Genomic DNA, 22,067 nt, shown 5'->3' with positions numbered 1-22,067 from the left:
CCCCGGTTTCACCGCCCGGCGCTCAGCGGGTGAGCAGGTGCGAGAGGAAGCCGATCGACGGGTCCTCCGGCGTACCGACGAGCAAGGCCCGGTCCAGCAGGCCGTTGTTGTGCTCGCAACTGGTTTCCGGGAGCATCACACAGGCGTGGCAGGCGGCCAGGTTGGTGCCGCCCGTCCCGGACACCTCGGTCTCGATGCAGAGCGGATCGGCGGAGCACCACTCGGCACGGTGGACGGCCGAGCGCACGGCCTGGGCGAGGCGGTCGATCTCGCCCTGAGCGACCAGGCCGCCGAGACTGCCGGCCGAGTCGCTGGTGGCGGTGTAGATCAACACACCGGCCATCTCGTCGCCGGAGTAGATCCGTTCGCGCAGCGAGGCGGCCGGGTAGCCCGACTCCAGGCTCCACTCGTTGATCATCACGTGCGCGAAGGTGTGCAGCAGGGCCATGCGCGGGGTGGCGGGGGAGTCCGGGACCCGAGCCGGGTCGGAGGCCCGCTCGGTGAGGACCCGCTGGTGGCGGATTCGCATGCGTGCCACGCGGTCGGCGACGGCGGGCAGTTCGGCCCAGGCGTCCAGTCGCTCCTCGTCGAACCGGAGGAACACCCCTTCACCGTGGACCTCCATGGCGGGCAGCCAGTCGGTACGAGCGAGCGACAACTCCGCCTCGTGGCCCTCGGAGGAGGTCTCGGGATCGATGACCCGGGTGAAGGCCTTGAGGGCGCGGACCTCGCGGAGCTTCTTCACCAGCATCGGGGTGACCAGGCCCAGGTCGATCAGGGGCTTCTCGTCGCCGATCGGCGGCTCACAGACGAACTGCTCGGTGTGATGGCCGGATTCCTCCGGATTGCCGGCGCACAGGCGCTGGTACTCCAGGTCGCGCAGGGCTCGGTAGCGCTGCTCCTGGTCGCGATCGGGAGCGTCCTCTCCGGAGTGGTCCTCCGCCTCCATCGCGGCGACCAGGGCCAGGGCCTCCTGGGCACTGACGGGGGAAGGCATCCCGTCGAAGATGTGCTTGAGATGGATCTCCATCTCGACGAGGCTGGTGCAGCCGCGGAGCTTGTCCCAGTGCTTGTCCAGGGCGTTCACCCGGGTGTCGCTCCACGGCGGGATGGACAGGGCCGAGCGCAGCACCGGCTGCCAGACGGAGGAGGAACCGCGCTGGAGCGTACGGGGCGTCCGGGAGCAGGAAGCCTTGTCGGCACCCTTCAGCCAGGGACGCTCGCCCGGGCAGTCGATGCGCAGCTCCTTGAGGGCGCCGGCCCGGAAGGAGCCTTCCATGGACACCTCCGGTACCCCGCAGGAGCACGAGATCACGACCGAACGGAGCGAGGCGGTGCGTCCGGAGGACGTCAGGCTCATCCGGCCGCCGCAGAACCCGCTTTCGCCACGCCGCCCCCGGTGCAGCCACCCCCAGTACGGGAAGTCGGAGATGTGTCCGTCCTCGCAGGCGACCACGAAACGGGAGGGCACCAGCGGCTCGCCGCACTCGCCGCACTCGTTGCGTCCGGGCGGAGAGTTGAACTTCCGCACGTGGTCGAGCGCGTGGCACTCGGGGCAGTGGTGCCAGAGCGGGAACCGGCGCACCCGGATGCCGTCCCGGCTGTCGTCGCCGGAGGCCGGCGGGAGGCGGAAGTGCCGCACGCCCAACACCCGGGCGAGGCGGGGCTCGCGGATCACCGGAGCCTCGTCGAGGGGCCACTGTTCGGCGGCGCCGTCGATGCCCGCAACGATGAAGGACTCCTGGTCGACGGCGACCAGCGACCCCACGCCGTAGGTGGTGATGGCCTGGGCCCGGCGGACCGCCCCACGGCGGGGCAGGTTACGGGCCGGTGCGCCGGAACCGGCGGCGCCGCGCCGGCGACGGGACGGGGGCGGGGTCATCGGGATGCCTCCATGAACAGGGCGGACTCGGCGTCGACGTCGCGCAGGGACCACAGGGTCTCCCACGCCTCGACGTCCTCCAGGGCGTCGTCGTAGGGCTTGAGCAGCGAGGGGACGGAGCGTCCGCGCTTGGGTTCGTAGTACAGACCGTTGTGTGCCTCGGCCTCGGCGTGCCACCAGTCCACGAACTCGTCGAAGGCCGCGGCGACGTGGGCGACCTCCTTGGCGGCGGTCTCCTTCGGCGAGACGCTCCCGACCCGTTCGAGGATCAGCGGACGGATCGTCTCCCGCAGCTCGTCCCGGAAGAGGTCGATCCTCCCCGCGTCCTCGTCCCTGCGGGCCGCGGGGATCGCGATGCGAGCCAGGGCGACGATCACCGCGTGCAGGCCCCGGTCGCGGGCACGGGCGGAGAAGGGCGTGACCGAGGTCGACTCGACCTCGCGGTAGAGCGCGGAGTGGAAGTGCTGGAAGTTCTCGTAGTGCGAACGGTCGCGGGATCGTGCGGCGTTGAGCATCACCGCGACCAGACCGGGGTGCGCGCGACCCACCCGGCTGGTGGCCTGGATGTACTCGGCGGTGGTCTGCGGCTGGCCCATGACGGCCATCAGGCCGAGCCGGTCCACGTCCACACCGACGGCGATCATGTTCGTGGCGAGGAGCACGTCCACGACGTCCGCCGGGTCACCGTCCGTGAGCCTGCGCTCGATCTGCTTCAGGCGTGCCGGGATGTCGCTGGCGTCCACCCGGCTGGTCAGCTCGGAGTTGTTGCCGACGGAGCGCGGCTCGCAGCCGTCGCGCTCGGCGAGGTGCTCAAGGTAGGCCACGACGTCGTCGTGGACCTGGAGTTCCGCGGCGGACAGCAGCCGAAGGCTGTTGAAGTAGCCGACCAGTGTCCAGTAGGCGTCACGCACCTCCTCCGGGGTGTCGGCTCGCATCGCCTGGTGGAGCAGGGTGGCGTAGGTGCGGATCAGCAGGGTGGACTGGCTGGTGCCCGGGGCGAACAGGCCCACGTAGCGGCGGGACGCCTTCTCGCTCGCGGGGGTCTCCACGGCGAACCAGGAATCGCGGGCGTCCAGGCCGGCGGGCGGGAACTGCCGGACCTCGCGGGAGAACAGCGCCCTGCCCTGGTCGGCGGCGCGGCGGATGGTCGCGGTGGAGGCGATCACCTTGGGGCGGTCGGCCAGGACGTCGACGGCCGTCTCGTACAGGCCGGTCAGGGTACCCAACGGCCCGGAAATCAGATGGAGTTCGTCCTGGACGATCAACTCCGGCGGAGGTGTGGCGTCCTGACGGTCGCGATTGAAGAGGGCGGCCGTCTGCTCGCGCCACGGCATCGAGGCGAACTTGTCGACGGTGGCGATCACCAGGGTGGGCCTGGCCGCGTACACGGCCTGGTCGACCAGGTGCACGGGCAGCCCGTCGGAGAACTCGCAGTCCGTGCCGGGGCAGCGCACGTCCATCCGCTCAGCCTCCTCGTCCACCGCGTAGTGGTGGGCGTCGAGCGCGGTTCCGCACCACGGGCAGGCGTGCAGCTGGACGGGGTTCTCCGTCTGGAGCAGCCGCCCCGCTCGGGCGGCGTCGAGCTGTCGGGAGGCCACGTCCAGTCTGTTCGGCGTGGCGGACCTGCCCACCCACATGCCGATGGAGATCTCCTCGTGGCCGAGCTCCTCCTGGTTCTCCCGGCGCATCCGCTCCATCGCGCAGATCAGGATCGCGGCACGCTCGAACTGCTGCAGGGTCAGGAGACGCAGCGTGTAGCGCATCAGAACGGTGACGCCGCCGCCGGCCGACCCGCGGCGCTTGCGGCGCAGGAACGTGGTCAGCGCGATCAGACCCAGGTACGCCTCGGTCTTGCCACCACCGGTGGGGAACCACAGCAGGTCGGACACGCCCCGGTCGGGGTGCTCGGGGTCGTCCACCCCGGCCAGGCACAGCAGGATGAAGGCGATCTGGAACGGACGCCAGCACGCGGAGGCCGGGTCCGGCTCACCGAACCGGCCCTCCTTGACCCAGGCGGCCCTGGCCCGCTGAGTCGCCATCGCCCGGTTGGCCAGGCGGAACGCCCACATCAGGTCGGGCTGGTCGCGCAGCAGCGCGATGCCCCCGCGGATCCGCTCCAGGGCTTCGCCGCAGGCGCTGACCTGATCGGCCGCGGCCTGCTCGTACGAGGTGCCCACGAGCGCGGCGGCCTCGTCCCGCTTCCGCTCGATCCACCGCTCGTAGCCCTCGGCCAGACCCTCCAGGGCGGCGATCACCTCGCGGTCGCCGGCCTCGGCGAGGCCGAGCATGGTGAGGGTCTTGGCGTCGATCGTCGGGTTGGAGTCGGTGAGCAGCACCTCGTGGGTGGGCACGAAGTCCGTGCGCACCTCGGTCACACCCGCCCGCACCACGTCGGTGAGGCCGACCGGAGGCGGGGTCCAGTCCCAGACCGCCGCGCAGCCGTGCCCGGCGGCGAAGGTGGGGGCGTGCCGGTGCAGCAGTCGGCTGGTCTCCAGCTCGGCATCGACTGCGGACAGAGCGGTCGGGCGCTCCACGAACGCGCTCGACCCGTTGGCGGCACGGACCGTCAGCCCGGTCTGGAAGAGGGCGAAGGCGTCCTGCAGTTCCCGTTCGCCCACCTTCTGGATGTTGACCAGGGTGACCGTGACGGTGACCGTGCCGGTCTCCGGAGACGGGCGTCGCACATGCACCTCCAGCCGCGCCGTGCCGTCGACCAGGTCGCGGGAGGCGCCGCGGCCCGGGTGGCGGACGTCGACCGTGGTGTCCGGCAGGTCCAGCTCCACGCGCCGCCAGCGTTCCCTCTGGTCGGACGTGGTCCGGGCCTCGCTGCGGCGGGCCGAGACCTTGCGTCCCTCGGCGTCCTCGGGCTCGTACACGGCGGCGCGGGCCGAGACCACGATCTCCTGGCAGACGGCGACGTCGACCGCGAAGGTCAGGCCGACGCTGGCCGGGCGGCGGTCGCCGGAGCCCGGGCGTTCGGCCGCCGCCCCGGATTCGTCGAGGCTGTCCGCCCTGGTCACGGCTTCCTCGTCCAGGCCCTCGTGCTCGGCCACGTCCTCCAGGAGCCGAGCGCCGGCCTCGGCGTTCGCCGGTCGCGGGTAGAGTACCCCGACGGGGTAGCGGGTGATCGGGGCGTCCTGGTCCAGGACCTCGGCGCGCTCCTCGGGGGAGGCGTCGACATCGGGGCCCAGCAGCTCCCGGCGGAGCCGGGCCACCAGGTTCTCGCGGACCTCGTAGTGCCCGGCGTGCCGCCCAGCATGGATGGTCATTCCTGCTCCTCCTCGGTCCCGGCGGTGTGCCGGAACCGTCCGATTCCGCTGATGTGAGGGGCGATCCACACCCCGTGGTCACCGAGGCCCGCGTTGGCCCCGGCAGCCGGACTGCCCGCCACCGACTCCAAGCAGTCGATCCGCAGACCGGAGATCTCCTGGGGCCAGCGGATCTCCCACTTCGGGCCGACCTTCAGAACGGAGTGCAACTGGCTCCGGAAGGCCTCGGAGGCGTCGCCGATCTCCCGTCCCTCGTGCAGCAGGGCGTACCGAGGGCTTTGTTCGGGGCCCATGGGGAAGGCGTCGCAGAGCCGGAACGTCACCGCGTCCCCCGGCCGCACCCGCTCCAGCAGGTACGCCTGGGCGCCGGGGGCGTCGACCTGGGCGTCGGCCGGTTCCAGGGCGCCCACGTCCCCGGCCCGGACTTCGATGCCGTCGCGCCGCCACTGCAGGCGCTGGTTCGGGACTCCTCGGTACAGCCGTCCGGTCGGCTTGTGCCTGAGCACCGTCACCGTGTCGGGCGGGGCGACCCGGTACAGATCCTCCCGAGCCCGGGTCATCGCCACGTAGAGGGCCCGGGCCTCGGCGGGCACGTCGGGTTCCTCGGTGCGCCGACGCAGCTCGGCGACGGTCGGTGGATTGAGCACGATCACCCGGTCGAACTCCAGGCCCTTGGAGCGGTGCACCGTGGACACCACGAGCCCGGCCGGTTCCGGATCGGCCAGCTCGTCCGGGAAGCGGCGCTCCGCCACCAGGCGGCGCAGCCGCACCACGTCGAGGGTGCCCCGGCCGGTGCCGCGTGCCGCCGACCGCAGGGACTGCCACACTCGGTCGAGGTCGGTGCCCTCGGGCAGCGGGACCGCGGCAAGCAGGTCGCGCAGGCGCTCCTCGGTCAGGGTGGCGGCCGTGGTCCGACGCAGTACCTCGGCGACCCAGTACGGCACCGGCCGGTCCCGGAGCGAGCGACGCAGGGCGTGCTGGATCCCCTGGGCGTGCAGCAACTCCGAGACGACCAGCGCCTGTCGGTTGTCGCGGCACAGGATCGCGCAGGTACCAGGGAAAGATCGCAGGGTGTCCAGCGTGAACGAGTCGGTGAACGAGCCCAGGCCGGGCAGGTCGAGCAGCAGCTCGCGCAGCTCTCCGTGAAGGCGTTCGGCGGCCGCGTCCGCGCCCTCGGGGGCGCTGCCGACGGCCTGGACGGCGGGGCCGAGCGGGAGCGCGGTGCGTGCCTCGGGGGTGACGGCCCGGAAGTTCCGGGTCAGCCGCAGCTCCTCCAGATCGTCGGCGTAGGAGATCCGCACCCAGCGGAGGAAGAGGTCGGCGCGATCGGCGTACTCCTGCGGGTCCTCGATCTGGAAGTCGTAGATCGCCTGGGCGGAGTCGCCGACGAGGGTGAATCCGCTGGAGTCCTGGAGCCGGTCGAGCAACGATTCCACCATCTCCCGGCGGGCGCCCACCAGGTCCTGCACCTCGTCGATGATCACGTGCGTCGGCGGACCGGCCTCCAGGGACTCCAGTGCGCCCTTCTCGATCGCGTCGGTGGCCGCCCGGATCCGCTCGTCGAAGGAGAGCGCGGACCACCCCTCGTCCGGGTACGCCTGGAACAGCAGGGAGTAAGCCCAGGAGTCGAAGGTCTGTACCCGTACCCTCCGCGCGTGCTCCCCGTGCCGGGCGATCCGGTCACGCAGTTCCCGGACGGCGGCGCGGGAGAAGCTGAGGACCAGCAACTCGGAGGCCTCCAGCGCCTCGTCCGGGTCGACGTGTCCGACGAGCGCGTCCATCCGGCGCACCAGGGTGTGGGTCTTGCCCGTCCCCGCCCCCGCGGTGACCAGCAGCCGGGTGTCCCACGGCCGGTCCACGACGGCCTGCTGTTCGGCGGTGAGGACGGGGCCGCCCTCGGGCTGGATGGTCATCGGTTGCTCCACAGGTGCTCGAACTGCGTGAAGGCGAGGGCGGTGTCGAAGTTCCGGATGTTGTCGCGGACGTTGAGGATGAGGCAGGTGTCCTTGCCGCCGTTGCGCGGGCCGCGCAGGCCTCGTCCGATCATCTGCTGGTACACGTTCGGGCTGTAGACGGGGCGGGCGACGACCACCGCGCGGGTGGCCGGGGCGTCGAAGCCCTGGGTGAGCACGCCGTAGTTGGTCAGTACCCGTACCCGACCATCGCGGAAGTCCCGGATGCGGGCCCGGCGGTCGGCGTCGGAGGTGGTGGCGTCCACCGAGGACGCGGAGATCTCCTGGTCCATCAGCATGGCCGCCAGGAGCTTGGCGTGTTCCACGGAGGTGGCGAACACCAGCACGGGCCAGTTCTCGTCCATCGCCGCGACCTCCTCGACGATGCGGCGGCTACGGTCGTGGTCCTCCGCCAGTCGCTGCTCGGCGGCCTTGGACAGCAGGCTGAACTGCTCGGCGCTCTCACGCTCCTGGCGGGACAGCAAGATGGTTCCGCCGGTCAGCTCTTTGTGCTCGACGCGTGCCAGCACGCCGATGTCCTGGAGGTGACCGTAGGCGTCGTCGGAGGGGAAGACCCCCTCGTCCAGCCGACGTGCGCCGAACCTGTTGACCAGCCGGCGGGTCTCCTCCTCGTTGTGGCCGCGGAACGGGGTGGCGGTGAGACCGAGCAGGTGCCGATCGGTCCGGTGCTGGGTCAGTCCGAGCAGGCTCAGGATCTCGGTGTAGCTCGGGCTGGTCGCCACGTGGGCCTCGTCCACCACCACCAGAGCGGCCTCGCGCAACCAGGCGTAGCGGTCGGTGTCGAGGCACACCCGCAGCTTGGCGTCGGTGGCCACCACGAGCTGCGGACCGTCCGTGACCGGGGCGGCCTCGTTCGAGGTCCACAGTCGGTTGATCGTCAGCCGCTCCTGCGCGCCGGCCTTGCTCCAGACGAACTGCCAGCTCTGCACGGCCTGCTCGCAGAGTTCCTCGGTCTGGGCGATCCACAGGATCGGGCCCCTGAGCGTGCCTGCCTGCTTGACCCAGCGGATGACGGCCTCGGCGGTGACGCGCGTCTTGCCGGCACCGGTAGGCAGCGAGAGCATGGCCCGCTGCGGGGCCAGTCGGTCCAGCATCTCGAAGATGTTGAGGGCGAGGCGCTCCTGGTAGTCGTGCAGGCGCGGGAAGTCCCGGGGGCCCTCCACGGTCAGGCTCTGTTCGAGGGTGGGGGCCCGGTGGCCGGCGAAGGGCGCGGGCAGGCCGAGTTCGGCGACGAAGGAGACTGCCGCCGGCCCCCCGCTGTAGGAGGACGGGGCGCTCGGGAAGCGCTCCTGGATGTCGCGCGCGTGGGTCTTGAGCACGGCGTCTCCGTGCGCGTTGAACGCCATCTGTGCGATCCGGCGGCCGGTGGGCTCCTGCCCGTCCGGTTCCTGGCGCTCGGCATCCATGAGGCCGGAGGGGAGCCGGTCGCGCAGGGCCTCCGGGCCGATCAGCAGTTCCAGCTTGGTCGTCACGTCCGCGGCCTCGCGGATCGCCTTGAGCGCGGACCGCACCTTCTCGTCCTGCTCCTGGCGGGCCTGGGCCTCCAGGAGCGCCCGGCAGCCGGCCTCTCCCATCCGCAGACCCAACTCACGGTCCACCGCCCGGAGCGTGCCCAGCCGGTCCAGCGAGTCCAGGACCTTGATCACGTTGCCCTGGCGGGCGCTCTCCAGGGACTTCGGCTTCGGGCCGCTCGGGGTGCGCAGGACCTCCTCCAACGTGGAGCAGCGCAGCAGCGAGTACGTGCCGACCGCGGTGCCCATCTTCTGTCTCAGCGTCGGGAACTCCTCGACCAGCGGAACGGGTTCCACGTTCGACTCGTGTCGGGTCTCCCGGGTGATGACGTCGTCGTGGCGCAACATGCCCCACTGTTCGACCATGAGGTCCGCGGACTCCTGGTTCGGCATCAGCAGCGCGGGCACCCGCTCGGCCTGCAAGGAGCGGTACTCCTCCGGGTTCGCTGCAACGGCGATCTCGCTGTCTGCCCGGGTGTCCCAGGCGTCGCCGACCCGGCACCGGGTCAGGGAGTCCTCGGGGAAGGGGATCTCCAAGCGGGTCAGCAGGGCGTAGGTGGACCCGACGAAGGCGTCGTCCTCGCTCTCCTGGAGCTTCTCCAGGAGCTGCTCCCACTGCTTCGGACGGACCTTCTCGACGCTGTCGGCGAGCCCCAGCTTGCGGGCCTTCTCCCCGCTGATCGACGCCACCGGAAGCACGTCACGATAGGCGTCGAGCTGCGGCCCCACGGCTTCCTTGAGGGACTTGAGACCCTGGGAGGTGTCGACCAGGCCGTGTCGGGAGAGCATCCACCGGATGGGGGACGACACCGATCGGCGGGAGTCGACCTGAGCCCCGATCTGCCGGGTCCAGTGCTCGACCAGCGCGTCTTCCGGCAGCGCCCGGAGGAAGGCCGCGCGTGCCGGCTCCGAGAGACGGGGCAGCAGGTGCAGCGGCCCACCGACGGGCGAGCCTTCGATCCTGATCCTGGCCAGGGTCGGTCGACTCGCCCGGTCGTCCAGCGTGCGGCAGTACGCCGCGTGCACGGCCACCCGATACTCCTCGAACCAGGCCTCCTCCTCGGGCCTGTGCTTGCCGGTCGGGCGGTCCCGCAGGCCCAACTCGCGGAAGAATCCCGCGTCGTCGGAGTGGAAGCGCATGTCCACCGCGATCGCGGGGTCGCTCTCCGCGGTGACGACGACACCGGGCAGCATGCAGTCGCGCATGGTGTGGAAGCGGCCGTCCGCAGTCCGCACCATCAGCGTCTCCAGCGGGGAGTCCACCCGCTTGGTCACCTCGTGGCCCACCACAGCGGCGCCCGCCCGGTGGAAGAGCTCCCAGAACCGGTTCCACTCCTGCGGGCCGTACGAGCCGAAGCCCTGGTCGAGAACGCTCACGAAGCGCCCCCGGACGTCGGCTTCCTGGATGCCGAGGGCGGTGAGGGCGGAGTGCAGCGACGGGTCGTCGGACAGGGCGTGATCCACGTAGACCAGCGACTCCCGCAGGCCGTCCTCCTCGGTGCGGCGGTACACCTCGCTTCCCCGCGGGGCGACCAGGCCGTCCTCCTCGGTGAGCACGATCCTGGCCGTGCGGGCCTCCGCGGCGCAGCCGGCGTTCGAACCGATCATGTCGGCGACAATCCGGATGGCGGCCGCCGAAGCCTCCGCCGTGCCGTCGGAGACCAGCGCCTCCAGCCACTCGACGATCGAGGCCCGCTGCCGGCGGGCCGCGGCCAGGATGTGCTGGACCTTGCCCGTCCGTAGGTCGGTGGCCTCGACCGAGGGGTGCACCCAGTCGCGCGGGCGCCCGGGGTACGCGTGCCAGGACCGCAGCCAACGGTTGACCGCGGTGCTGTCCTTCCCCAGGTCCGGGTGGATGTTCAGGCCGCCGGGGACGCGCAGGACACCGTCCTGGTCGGGCAGCGACGGACGCACCGCGGCGGCGGCCCAGATCTGCTCGGTGAGCAGCCGGTCGGCCCAACTGATCGTCTCCACGCCCTTGGAACGACCCGGCAGCAGCGGGAGGTACGCACCGGGGTCCTCCGCCGGCGCGAGTTCGGGCAGCGAGTCGATCACCAGGCCGGCGGCGGTCCGGATCATCTCGACGTTGAACGGTGAGGAGTCCAGCAAGTTCTGCCTGTCCTCGTTGGTCTTCCACGCCCCGTTCAGGATGCCGCTGAGGGTCATCTCGTATTTGGTCGGGAAGAACGACCAGAACCGGCCGCGTCCCCGGGCGTCGGCGGCGCCGAGCAGCCCGGTTCGCTCGTCCGCGCTGTAGGCCGGTACCGCCCAGGCCAGGTCGACGGTCAGTCGGTCGTGCAGCTCGCCGGCGTCGCGCCGGGCGACCTCGGTGGGCTCGTGGGTGCGGGTGAAGACCCGCCACTGCGAAGTCGCCGGCGGCTTGCCGACCCGCTCCTCGTGGATCGTGTGCAGGCTGCCGGCCCGCTCGGAACGCAGCGCCCGGCGCGCGATCGGGCGGGGCCGGCGGTCCTCCAGGACCACGTGGCCCACGTGCGGGGAGAACAGGTGGAAACCGGAAGGGAATTCCTCGCGGGTGTCGTGACCGGCCGCGCCCTGGTGGCCGTGCATGTCCTTGCCCAGCCGGTCGGCGGCGCCGGGCAGCAGCGGGAGGCGGACCACCGTGGTGGCCCACGCCAGCAGTTCGTCCAGCACCTGGTCCTTGAGGCGCTCGGCCGCCATGTCCAGCTCGCGGGCCATGCGCAGCACGGGCGCCTCGAACTCCTCGCCGAGCCGCTCGCGCACCCCGGGCACGTTCCGGATCGACTCGTACGACCAGGCCCGATCGAAGCCGAAACTGCCCTCGCTGCTGAAGAATTCGGGCGCGTCGGTCACCACCAGGACCGACTTCACCCCCACACCGAAGCGGCCGATCTGCCCACCGCGCTTGCGGGACATGCTCATGCGCAGGATGGTCTCCGCGCCCTCGGGCGTCACCGGGTTGCCCTGGTTGGCGCAGTACAGGTGGGTGCCGGTGAGGACGACGTGGATCCGGCCGCCGGGCTCGTCGCGCAGCTCGTCGGCCGCGTTCTGGACGAGCTCGAAGAGCTGCCGGTCGCCGTACCCGCCCTGGGTGATGCGGCGTTCGCCGTTGGCGTGTTCGGGGATCAGGCCCGGGTCGACGGCGTAGGTCTCCAGGACGCGGAGGGACTGCTCGACGACGGTGCGGATCACGGGGGACTGCGGGTCGGCCACGGATGGTTCCACTTCGGGTTCGGAGGGAGGGGGTGAGCGGTGCGGAATGTCGGACGTGTCGTCAGCGACCGTGGCGGATGGTGAAACTGACGATGCGCTGACAGTTGCCCGGGTTCCGGCGCGGGCGGCGGGTACGGGCGTCGGCGTCGCGGATGGCATTCCGGTAAGTGGCGACCATGTCGTGGTCGATGCCGTACAGGTAGAGGTAGGCACCCAGGTCCTGCGGGGCCTCGTGGGCGATCCGGTCGTACGTGGAGACGATCGAACGCATGCGGTGGAGCGGGGAGTTCTGCGGGGACACCGGGGTAACCTGCGCTTTCGCTGTTCGTGGACTTACACGATGAAATGGTGCGAAGTGGTGCAGGAGGGGAACGGGTCGCGCAAGAATCCGCGGAATCCGCAATTGATTCCGGAGGCGGCCGTGATGAATTCCCCCCAAGGAAAACAAAGCGAACCGGGCCCCAGGTCGGGGCCAATTCCGCGGCGCCCGCCGGGGAATTGGCGATCACTTTGCCATGGATCCGGTCGGCGTGTCAAGGGGCCTGCGAGAGGCTGGCGGGCCTCGAATCAAAGGGATTTCCTCGGGGTTTTCGGGGAAATTCGGGCAAACGGAAGGAGTGGTCGGATGCCCTTTTTCGATTGCGTTCGACGTCTGCTCCCGTCGAGCGCGACCACTGTCAAGTGTCAGTTGACAATGGGGGTGTCGCTGTCAACAGCGGTGCGGTAGCGTGGCTCCCACCTCGTGAAACAAGCCATGCGGAAGCAGGTGGGACGTGAAGGCGGCTGAGGAATTCGGCCCCTGGCTGGCGCGCCAGCTCAAGAACGCCGGGAAGACCCAGACCGATCTGGCGCAGGAGCTGGGCAAGACCCGGGCCGCCGTGTCCGCCTGGATCGTCGGCCGTTCCGTACCCCGGGACGAGACCATCCGGGACATCGCCGCGCTGCTCAACACCGACCTGGAGACCATCCACACCCGCAGCTCCGACGCCCAACTCGGCCTGCCCGTCGACTGGTACCACCGGCCGGCCCACGTCGACGGCGGCCGCGAGTACGGCAACGCCGCCGCGTTCGCCTTCGAGGCCGATGTCTCGGTGCTCGCCCGCGAGGCCACCCAGAACAGTCTCGACGCACGCCTCGATCCGGTCGAGCCGGTCCGCGTACGGTACACCCTGCACGAGCTCACCGGGGAGGCCTTGGCGCGGTTCCGAGAGGCCATCCGATGGGATCGCCTGCTCCCGCACTACGAGGCGCTCACCGCCGACGGCGGGAAGCAGAGCAAGGTGTCGCGCACGATCGCCGCCGGGTTGCGTGACATGTACCAACATGACCGTCTGGTGCTCCTCCGGGTCGACGACTACAACGCCACCGGTCTGACCGGCGACGACTACGCGGACGGGCTCTTCGCCGCGGTCGTCCGTCGTCAACTCGACAGCCACAAACGGGACCTCGGGGCCGGCGGCTCCTATGGCCTGGGCAAGGCCACTCTGTGGGCGACCAGCCGACTCGGCCTGGTGCTGATCAACTCCACCCTCTCCGAGCCCCACGAGGGCCGCACCGAGCGGCGCCTCATCGGCCGGCTCGACCTGCCCTGGCGCGAGGTGAACGGCCGGGCGTGCGCCGGTCCGGCCTGGTTCGGACGTCCCGACCCGACCAGCCCGTCCGCGGACGTGGTCCGTTCCTGGTGGGCCGACGAGGAGACCGTCGAGAAGCTCCACCTCACCCGCGAGAGCGCGGCTCCCGGCACGTCCTTCCTCATCGTCGGTGCCCACGACGTGGCCAGTCTGCTGGCCCTCAACGGTGCCGCAGACGAGGAGGAGACCACCGATGACGACGACTCCGTCCACCGCATGCACGCCCGACTGGTCGACGCGCTCGGGCGCAACTTCTGGGCCGCGATGACCGGCGGCGGCGACCACAAGCCGCACCTGGAGGCGTCCGTCCGTACCTATCGCAACGGCGAGGTGCTCATCCCCGAGGAGCGCGTGGACCCGGCCGTGGCCCAGCCCTCCCGCACCCGCGCGCTGCGGGCCTTCCTGGAGGGGACCACCGTCGACCGGCTCACCGGACGCGGCCAGGTCGCCCGCGCGACCGTGCCGCTCCATGTGCCGCTCCACGGCGGCCAGGTGCGCGGCGGTGTGCCGCACGATGCGGTGGTCCTGGTCACCGACGCGGAGGACGGCGACGGCCGGTCCAACCGGTTGGTGTCCATGCGGGGCAACCGCATGACCGTCAAGGACGGTGCCGTCCCCAACCTGCCGATCGGCACCAACCCCTTCCAGGCCATTCTCCTCACCGGCCGCGCGGCGGGCCCGGACGCCCTCGGCGCCGAGGCCGCCGAGGAGTTCCTCCGCGCCTCCGAGCCGCCGGAGCACAACAAGTGGGGGCAGACGGAGGAACTGTGCCTGTCCTACTCGCCCTCCGCCTACCGGCGCATCGCCGCCCTGACCACCGCGGCGAACACCGCGGTGCGCGACCTCGTCGCCGTACCCAAGGCCAAGCGTCGCAACGGGGGAGAAGCCAAGATCGCCGGCCGGCTCAAGGTCGGCGGCCCCACGAAGCGGACGCGTCAGCCGGCGGCCTCGGCCCTGCCGGAACTGGACAACGTGGACGCGCTGATCGACGACACGGGAGCCTGGTCGGTCACCGTGGACCTCCGGGTGCCGTCGGGTGTGGACACCGACCGTCCGGTCACGCCGGTCGCCAAGTTCGACGTGCGGTCCGGGCCTCGGCCCGCCGCGCCTTGGAAGGACCTCGTCGCCATCAGCGGCTGCGAGGTGGTGGACGGGGCCCTGCAGCTGTCGCCGGGCAGTCGCAAGGCCGTCTTCCGGGGCGTCACCGACGTCTCCCGCCACCCGGTCCGGGCCCAACTCACCGGACTCGTCGTCGAACTCCGCAGCGGAAAGGGGGAGCAGGCGTGAAGGTCTACCCCTACCGGCGGCTCACCGGGAACGTCTCCTGGCGCGTCCACAGCGCCCAGCTCAAGGCCGAGGGCGAGTCCTGGGAGGACGTGGAGAGCAAGTATCTCTCCACCGTCGAGCGAGTGGTCGCCCTCGGACCGGACGAGGACCGCCCCGACTGGACCCAGGCCCGACTCCGCCTCTCCGTCGAACTCCCGGCCAAGGCCCTGGATCCGTCCGGGCCCTGGCAGAACGTCAAGGTCGTCGCGGTCCTCACCGAGCGTGCCACCAACAGCCGTACGACGGCGGACTTCTCCGCGGTCTCCGAGGACGGTCGCGCGCGCACGGCCGAGCTGTACCTGCACCGTTGCGACCTCCTCGACCGCGCCTCCCTCGCGGTGCACGTGGTGGCCACTGTCGACGGCGTGCCCGGTCGGGTGATCGCCACTTCCGACGTGGAATGGTTCGTCGACGTGATCGAGGTTGTGCCCTCGCTCGCCCGCGAACTCGACGTCAAGATGGTCAAGTTCGGGTCCGGAGCGAGCCGGCTCCAGCGGTTCAAGGACTCACCCTGGCTGGTCGACACCACCGGCCGGATCCCGGCCGTGCGCGTCAACTCCGACTTCGACGGGCTCGGCGACCTGATCGGCGCCGACGGCGGCAGCGGCCCGGAGAAGACCGTCCGGGAACTCCTGCTCGCCCAGATGTGCTCCGAGGTCTGGACGGCCGTCTTCCACTCCGCCGTCGGCGACCTGGAGGTCGAGGAGGACGGCACCCCGGTCTTCCCGCACGGTTGGCAGGGCGAGGTGCTCCGGGAGATGCTCCCGGACGTGTACGCAGACCGTGAGCCGGAGGCCGCCCTGCGGGCGGTCCACACGGCTCGCACCGGAGCGTCCGCCGCCGGGTGGGGGGAACTCCAGTCCCGGATCCACTACGCCGCCTCCCGGCGGGCCGGCGTCCCCCGGACGCTCTCCACCACCATCCACGACCTGGAACGCCTCACGCAGGGGGACGACGCATGACCGACCGGCCCGATCACCTCCCGGAGCGGCTCGCCCTGCTTCCCGGCGCCGAGGCGACGGACTTCGTCACCGAAGGCCTACTCACCGGCCGCGAGAACGTGCCGAGCATCAAGCTCAACCTGGTCACCGAACCGCTGCCGCACGCCGAGCGGCGCGGTGAGCTGCGTCCCGTCCGGGACCTGGTCGAGGACGCCATGGCCTACTGCCGGGCCAACGGGCTCAAGGCCACCCAGGCGGACGCCTGGCTGGCACCCCGTCTCCACGCCGCGCTCCGACTCACCCGCCGCGAAGCGGCCGACCCCGGCTTCTGGAACTACCTGGCCCTCGGCGTGGCCCCGGACTACGTGGTCTGGCGGCATCTGGCCGAACCCAAGGACGGCAAGCCGGCCAAGGTGGCGGCCGACCGCTTCCGAGGGCCGTACCACAAGCAGGCCTTTTCCCGCCTGTGGTGGGCGGCCGAACTCTTCCGCGACGGTCCGGACTACGCCCCGGTGGTCGCGGCCTGCGGCAACCAGGACATCCTCAACACGGCGTTGCGGATGTCCGTGATCAACCACCGGCCGACTGCCCAGGCGATCGCCCGACTGGTCGCGAAGGGCACGGTCACCGGTGGGCGCGAGGCGAATGCCCTGGCCGGGGCCGTCAACGCCTCCGCGGCGACACTGATGTACGACGTGATCGCCCCCGATGCCGAGCGCGAGTCCCGGCCGCTGCTCGACTGGATCGACGAGGCCGAGACCGCCCGGCAGGTGTCACGGAACGCGCTTCCGACGGGCCCCGAGGAAGAGCGCGCGCCGGAGCTGTCCGTGAGCACGTTGGTGGACTACTTCGCCGATCTCTTCGCGGACGCGCCGGTCCGGGGGCGGGAGGAAACGGAGGAGATCGAGGCGGAAGCCTGAGCCTAGGGCTTCGGGCAGTTGTTGCCGCAGCCGTTCTCGGCCTCGCAACCTTCCATGCGAAGGGTCTTGTACTCCTTCCCGTCCCGGTCGGGTCGACGCCAACTCTTCCGGAGGCCCTCCTCCGGCGGGAGTGGCTTGCCGAGTGCCGCCGCCAGGACATGCACGCCGAACAGCGGGGGCACGGCGTTGCCCACTTGCTGCGACCGGTCGCCGCCGTCCCAGGGGTAGTCGGGCGGGAAGGTCTGGAGGATGCCGGCCTCGGGGATGGTCAGTCGGTCCGGAGTGAGGGGGCTGCCGCCCGGATGCCGGATGGCGTTGCGCGAGACCTTCCCGGTGACGGTGAACGACGGCTGCTCGTACGTGCGGATGCCTCGGTTCTTCGGATCGCCGCCGCTGCCGTAGTTCGACACGATCTCGAAGGGAGGCTCCCGGTTCGTGAGTACTTCCCCCATCGGGACCCACGGCCTGAGCGGCGCCGTGCCTCCGTCCACCGGCAGCGCGGTCCGGATGTCCTTGGGGCCGCCCTCCTCCGGCTTGCGCAGGTTGAAAGTGTGGTGAGTGGGGGCGGGGAGCTGGGGAACGCCGTGCTCGACGAGTCGTGCGATCAGGATCGTGCGGCGGCGGGTCTGCGGGACGCCGTACGCCTCGGTGTGCAGGGTCTTGACCTCGGCGACGTTGTACCGGACCGGTGTTCCGTCCTCGCGGGGCAGGCCCTTCTCCAGGGCCGCCTTGTAGACCTCCCAAAGCGCCTTGACCGCGGGGACCTGCTCCAGGACGATCACGTCGAACGGCCGCCCGTTTCGGTTGGGGCAGCTGAGGGCCTTGATCGCGTACCGGAGCGGCTCCAGGACCAGAGCGGTCCGGGGATCTCCGCCCATCTCCGTCAGGCGCTCGTCGATCTCCTCCTCGCCTGCCCCGTCCACCAGCTCGTGGATGAGTTTCTTGACCTTGTCGAGGGCCCTGCGCCCCGCACCGTTTCCGGCCACCGAGTACGTCTGGCAGGGCGGACCGCCCGCGAGCACGTTCAGGTCCGCGTCGAGCTTCTGGAATCGTTCGCGTCGGACCTCGCTGACGTCCGCGTGCCACGTCCTGAGCCCGGCCGCGTAACGCGTGTCACAGGCGTCCTTGTCCCACTCGATCCCGAGCGAGGGCACGTCGAGCATCTTCGCGGCCACGTCAAGACCGCCCGGACCGGCAAAAAGGTCCAGAATATGCGGTTTTTCAGGGAATGAGGCGGCTGCGTCCGAGCTGGTCATGTGGCCAGAGTCTAGCCGGCGACAGGCTGTGTGATGTACTCGGTCGGCTCCGTTGCCACCTTCCGCCCTCTGCCCACCCGACGCTCGCGCACCAGTGCGATGATCCGCTCGGCTGCCTCGGCGGCGCTCTCGTGCTCCCAGACGCGGACCGACAGCCAGCCGGCTTCGGCGAGGCGGGCGTCCGTGTCGACGTCCCTCGCGCGGTTCTTCTCGATCTTCTCCCGCCAGAACTCGGCGTTGTTCTTCGGCCACGTCGCGTGCTCCGGGCAACCGTGCCAGAAGCAGCCGTCGACGAAGACCGCGACGCGGGCCGGGCCGAAGAGAACGTCGGCCTCGCGGCGTACGCCCTTGAGCGGTTTGCGGTGGACGCGGTAGCGGAGGCCGGCCGCGTGCAGGGTCCTGCGGAGGGTGACCTCGATGCCCGTGTCATGACTGCGCTGCTTGCTCATCCGGGCGCGGATCTTCGGAGTGGTCTCCAGGGAGGGCATGATCCCATTCTGGCTCCGGGCACCGACATCGCGTCGAGTGGAGTCCGTCCGGAGCGCAGCCCCCGCCCCGGGTGGGGCGGGGGTCGGGCGAGGTTGGAGGTGGCGGCCTTGACCTTGTCGGTGAGGTCTTGGCGCAGTAGGAGGCCGGGTTCCGGCGGCCGGTGAACCCGGGGTTGACCACGGGGAGCCGGGAGGGAACGCGGCGGCTGCGGGCGTTACGACAACAGCATTGACGTGTGGCGGCACCGCCGGTTTCATGGCTCGCACTTCCCGCCCGCGTCACCCTCCCGACCGGCGCGGGCGTTCCCCCACACGTGCACCCCACGACCAAGGCGGTGATCCGTTGGCATCGACGGTGAAGGACACGGGCAGCGGCCCGAGAGCGGACGCGCGAGGCTCCCACGTCGCGATGCGGCAGTCGATCGGCCTGCTGGACGGAGTGGCGATCGCCGCCTCCAGCACGGCCGCCACCAGCAGTATCGGGATCGGCCTGGGCCTGATGGCCGGGGTGGTCGGCCTGCACCTTCCGGCGATCATGCTGCTGGCCTTCCTGCCGGTGCTCGCCATCGCCGGCGGGTACGGGCGGCTGAACGCCGTCGAACCGGACTCGGGCAGCAGCTACCGGTGGGTCGGGCGCACCCTCAGCCCCTGGCTGGGCTTCCTGACCGGGTGGGTGAACACCGTGGGGACCGTGGTCTTCATGGCGTACACCACGACCGTCACCGGCTCCTCGATCGTCCAGCTGCTCGACCAGGCCCACGTCCGCAGCGTTGCCGGGCTGCGGCTCGACGCCGACTCGACCGTCCAGTGCACCCTGATCGGACTGGTGGTGCTGGTGGGCGCCGCGCTGGTCGCGGTGCGCGGGCTGGACCTGGCGGCCCGGCTGCAGAAGGCGCTGCTGGTCTTCGAGTACGTCGTGCTGCTCGGCTTCTGCGGCTACGGGCTGTTCGCCGGCGACCAGCCGTTCTCGCTCCAGTGGTACAACCCCTTCGACATCCCCTCCTTCGACGCGGTCGCGCAGGGCATGGTGCTGGCGGTGTTCTGCTACTGGGGCTTCGAGTCGGTGTTCAGCGTCGGCGAGGAGGTGCGCAACCCGCGCGACGCCTCCCGGGGTGGCATGATCGCCCTGGTGGTGATGCTGCTGCTGTTCCTGCTCGCCGGCACGGCCTTCCAGCGGGTGCTGCCGCTGGACGAGTTGGCCGACAACGGCGCCCACGGGCTGACCTACTTCGGCACCAAGCTCGCCGAACAGCCGCTGGCCGCACTGCCGTTGATCGCGCTGATGTTCTCCGCGGTTGCCTCGCTGCAGTCCTCGGTGATCCCGACCGCGCGCGGGATGTACGCGATGGGGCGTGACCGGGTGCTCGGCCCGGTCTGGACCCGGCTGCACCCCCGGCACGCCACCCCCGCCGTCGGCACCCTGCTGATCACCGGTGTCGCGGTCGTCCTGGCGCTGGCCTCGATCGCCATCCCGACCGTCAACGACCTGATCTCGGCCGCGGTCAACGCGATCGGCATCGTCGTCGCGCTCTACTACGCGCTCACCGCCGTCGCGGCCGCCGTCCGGTTCCGCCACCTGCTGCGCACCGACCTGGTGGAGGGGCTGCGCGCGGTGGTCGGGCCGCTGCTGGGCGCGGCGGCGCTGCTCGCGGTCGGCGGCTACCTCGCCTGGACCTTCTACGACTCCACGGACCACTTCGAACTCGCCGCCGACAACGGCTGGTTCGAGCTGTCCGTGGTGATCCTGATGATCGTCAGCGGACTGCCGGCGGCGGCCTGGGCCCGCTGGCGGCGGCGCTCGCCGTACTTCCTGCGGGAGGCCGGAGCCGCCGAGTAGCCCGTACGAAGCACAGCCAGGCACGAAGCACGCGAGAACGGAGCACCACCCATGACCCAGGCCGATCTGGTCTTCACCCACGGCCCCGTCCACACCGGCGACGCCGCCCGCACCCGGGCGAGCGGCCTGGCGGTCGTCGGCGAACGGATCGCCGCCGTCGGGCACGACGAGGTGCGGGAGCTGATCGGGCCGAAGACGGAGGTCGTCGACCTCACCGGCAAGCTGCTGCTGCCCGGCTTCCAGGACGCCCACATCCACGCGGTGTTCGGCGGCGCCGAGTTGGCCGCCTGCGACCTCACCGGGACGGTCGGCGTCGCCGACTACCTGGCGCGCATCCGGGCGTACGCCGAGGCCCACCCGGAGCAGGAGTGGATCACCGGCAGCGGGTGGTCGATGGAGAGCTTCGAGGGCGGCCTGCCCACCCGGCAGCTGCTCGACTCCGTCGTCCCCGACCGGCCGGTGTACCTGACCAACCGGGACCACCACGGCGCCTGGGCCAACACCCGGGCACTGGAGCTGGCCGGCCTCACCGCCGACACCCCCGACCCGGCCGACGGCCGGATCGAGCGCGAGCCCGACGGCACCCCGAGCGGCACGCTCCAGGAAGGCGCCACCGGCCTGGTCGCCCGGCTGCTGCCGCCCGCGACCGCCGCCGACCGGCTGGACGGGCTGCTGCGCGCCCAGCGGCTGCTGCACTCGCTCGGCATCACCGGCTGGCAGGACGCGCTGCTCGGCGAGTTCAACGGCCAGCCGGACCCGTCCGACGCCTACCTGACCGCCGCCCGCTCCGGCGCGCTGACCGCCCGGGTGACCGGCGCGCTCTGGTGGGAGCGCGACCGGGGCGCCGAGCAGATCCCCGAACTCGTTCGGCGGCGCGAGGAGTTGAGCCACGGGCGGTTCCGGGCCGGCTCGGTGAAGATCATGCAGGACGGCATCGCGGAGAACTTCACCGCCGCGATGACCAGCCCGTACCTGGACGGCTGCGGCTGCGCCACCGCCAACTCCGGCCTCAGCTTCGTCGATCCGGCGGCGCTGCGCGGCTACGTCACCGAACTGGACGCGCTCGACTTCCAGGTGCACTTCCACGCGCTCGGCGACCGGGCCGTGCGCGAGGCGCTGGACGCCGTCGAGGCCGCCCGCACCGCCAACGGCTGGCGCGCCACCCGGCACCACCTGGCCCACCTCCAGGTGGTCCACCCGGACGACCTCCCGCGCTTCGCCCGGCTCGGCGCCGTCGCCAACATCCAGCCGCTCTGGGCCGCGCACGAGCCGCAGATGGACGAGCTGACCATCCCCTTCCTCGGGCCGGAGCGGGCCGCCTGGCAGTACCCGTTCGGCGCCCTCCAGCGGGCCGGCGCCACCCTGGCGGCCGGCAGCGACTGGCCGGTGAGCAGCCCGAGCCCGCTGGAGGGGCTGCACGTGGCGGTCAACCGGATGGAGCCGGAGGCCACCGACGGGCGGGTCTTCCTGCCCGAGCAGCGGCTCGACCTGGGCTCGGCCATCGCCGCGTACACGGCCGGCACCGCCTACCTGAACGGGCACGACGACGCCGGGGTGCTGGCGGCCGGACGGCTCGCGGACCTGGTGGTGCTCGACCGGGACATCCTCACCGGGCCGCCGGAGGAGATCGCGCAGGCCCGGGTGCTGCGGACGTACGTCGGCGGGGAGCTGGTGCACGCGGCGGACTGACCGGGGAACGGACGGATTGGCCGTCGGTCGTGAGCGCACGGGGGCTCACCACCGACGGCTTTCGCGTTCCCGGGCGGTGCGGTGCGGTGCGGTGCGGGGTGGTGCGGTGCGGGGTGGTGCGGTGCTGCGTGGAGCGGCGTGGGCGCGTTCCG

The 22,067-nt window shown here is 71.3% G+C and carries 12 protein-coding genes; 5 read left to right on the top strand and 7 right to left on the bottom strand.

Annotated elements, in window-relative coordinates; all coding sequences use genetic code 11:
• Positions 1-22 precede the first annotated feature (22 nt).
• From drmB to ACFU7Y_RS00915, 5 genes are all read right to left on the bottom strand, one after another.
• Positions 23-1,882 carry a DrmB family protein gene (drmB, locus tag ACFU7Y_RS00935; RefSeq protein WP_380765839.1) on the bottom strand — a complete coding sequence of 620 codons (1,860 nt, stop codon included), beginning with the start codon at positions 1,880-1,882 and terminating at the stop codon, positions 23-25.
• Complete coding sequence (locus ACFU7Y_RS00930; RefSeq protein ID WP_224276217.1) at positions 1,879-5,151, bottom strand: helicase-related protein; 3,273 nt, start codon at positions 5,149-5,151, stop codon at positions 1,879-1,881. The genes drmB and ACFU7Y_RS00930 overlap by 4 nt, the downstream gene beginning before the upstream one ends.
• A complete protein-coding gene (locus ACFU7Y_RS00925; RefSeq protein ID WP_224276215.1) occupies positions 5,148-7,064 on the bottom strand; it encodes a UvrD-helicase domain-containing protein in 1,917 nt (638 codons plus the stop codon). Before ACFU7Y_RS00925 ends, ACFU7Y_RS00930 begins: the two co-directional genes overlap by 4 nt.
• Positions 7,061-11,827, bottom strand: a complete 4,767-nt coding sequence (locus ACFU7Y_RS00920; protein ID WP_380765838.1) for a DEAD/DEAH box helicase — start codon at positions 11,825-11,827, stop codon at positions 7,061-7,063. The genes ACFU7Y_RS00925 and ACFU7Y_RS00920 overlap by 4 nt, the downstream gene beginning before the upstream one ends.
• Positions 11,828-11,888: 61 nt before the next feature.
• Positions 11,889-12,098 (bottom strand): hypothetical protein, encoded by a 210-nt coding sequence (locus ACFU7Y_RS00915; RefSeq protein ID WP_380765836.1) that lies wholly within the window; start codon positions 12,096-12,098, stop codon positions 11,889-11,891.
• Between the two features lie 502 nt (positions 12,099-12,600).
• Here ACFU7Y_RS00915 and ACFU7Y_RS00910 point away from each other — a divergent pair.
• The 3 genes from ACFU7Y_RS00910 to ACFU7Y_RS00900 are packed head-to-tail and all read left to right on the top strand — an operon-like array spanning position 12,601 to position 16,645.
• Positions 12,601-14,745, top strand: coding sequence for a helix-turn-helix transcriptional regulator (locus tag ACFU7Y_RS00910; RefSeq protein ID WP_224276210.1), 2,145 nt, complete (start codon positions 12,601-12,603; stop codon positions 14,743-14,745).
• A complete protein-coding gene (locus ACFU7Y_RS00905) occupies positions 14,742-15,746 on the top strand; it encodes a hypothetical protein (protein ID WP_224276208.1) in 1,005 nt (334 codons plus the stop codon). Before ACFU7Y_RS00910 ends, ACFU7Y_RS00905 begins: the two co-directional genes overlap by 4 nt.
• The gene (locus ACFU7Y_RS00900) at positions 15,743-16,645 is read left to right on the top strand and encodes a DUF6339 family protein (protein WP_224276206.1); all 903 of its coding nucleotides are present in this window, start codon (positions 15,743-15,745) and stop codon (positions 16,643-16,645) included. Before ACFU7Y_RS00905 ends, ACFU7Y_RS00900 begins: the two co-directional genes overlap by 4 nt.
• A 2-nt stretch (positions 16,646-16,647) precedes the next feature.
• Here the strand turns inward: ACFU7Y_RS00900 and ACFU7Y_RS00895 are convergent, their stop codons facing one another.
• Positions 16,648-17,820 carry a DNA cytosine methyltransferase gene (locus ACFU7Y_RS00895; RefSeq protein ID WP_380765833.1) on the bottom strand — a complete coding sequence of 391 codons (1,173 nt, stop codon included), beginning with the start codon at positions 17,818-17,820 and terminating at the stop codon, positions 16,648-16,650.
• A 92-nt stretch (positions 17,821-17,912) separates the two neighbouring features.
• A complete protein-coding gene (locus ACFU7Y_RS00890) occupies positions 17,913-18,389 on the bottom strand; it encodes a very short patch repair endonuclease (RefSeq protein WP_224276202.1) in 477 nt (158 codons plus the stop codon).
• A gap of 409 nt (positions 18,390-18,798) precedes the next feature.
• On the opposite strand from ACFU7Y_RS00890, the gene ACFU7Y_RS00885 reads away from it, so the two are divergent.
• Positions 18,799-20,226: an APC family permease gene (locus ACFU7Y_RS00885; protein ID WP_224276200.1), complete on the top strand. Its 1,428-nt coding sequence runs from the start codon at positions 18,799-18,801 to the stop codon at positions 20,224-20,226.
• 51 nt (positions 20,227-20,277) lie between these two features.
• Positions 20,278-21,915: an amidohydrolase gene (locus ACFU7Y_RS00880; RefSeq protein WP_224276198.1), complete on the top strand. Its 1,638-nt coding sequence runs from the start codon at positions 20,278-20,280 to the stop codon at positions 21,913-21,915.
• Positions 21,916-22,067 lie beyond the last annotated feature (152 nt).

The sequence above is a fragment of the Kitasatospora sp. NPDC057542 genome (assembly GCF_042801945.1).
GTDB lineage: Bacteria > Actinomycetota > Actinomycetes > Streptomycetales > Streptomycetaceae > Kitasatospora.
The sequence above is the reverse complement of the archived record's forward strand: the minus strand, read 5'-3'. Positions and strand labels throughout refer to the sequence as shown.

What these genes read in the sequence shown, in the direction of transcription:
- drmB (WP_380765839.1), bottom strand. Translation starts at nt 1,882, where the DNA reads ATGACCCCGCCCCCGTCCCGTCGCCGGCGCGGCGCCGCCGGTTCCGGC.
- ACFU7Y_RS00930 (WP_224276217.1), bottom strand. Translation starts at nt 5,151, where the DNA reads ATGACCATCCATGCTGGGCGGCACGCCGGGCACTACGAGGTCCGCGAG.
- ACFU7Y_RS00925 (WP_224276215.1), bottom strand. Translation starts at nt 7,064, where the DNA reads ATGACCATCCAGCCCGAGGGCGGCCCCGTCCTCACCGCCGAACAGCAG.
- ACFU7Y_RS00915 (WP_380765836.1), bottom strand. Translation starts at nt 12,098, where the DNA reads ATGCGTTCGATCGTCTCCACGTACGACCGGATCGCCCACGAGGCCCCG.
- ACFU7Y_RS00900 (WP_224276206.1), top strand. Translation starts at nt 15,743, where the DNA reads ATGACCGACCGGCCCGATCACCTCCCGGAGCGGCTCGCCCTGCTTCCC.
- ACFU7Y_RS00890 (WP_224276202.1), bottom strand. Translation starts at nt 18,389, where the DNA reads ATGCCCTCCCTGGAGACCACTCCGAAGATCCGCGCCCGGATGAGCAAG.
- ACFU7Y_RS00885 (WP_224276200.1), top strand. Translation starts at nt 18,799, where the DNA reads ATGCGGCAGTCGATCGGCCTGCTGGACGGAGTGGCGATCGCCGCCTCC.
- ACFU7Y_RS00880 (WP_224276198.1), top strand. Translation starts at nt 20,278, where the DNA reads ATGACCCAGGCCGATCTGGTCTTCACCCACGGCCCCGTCCACACCGGC.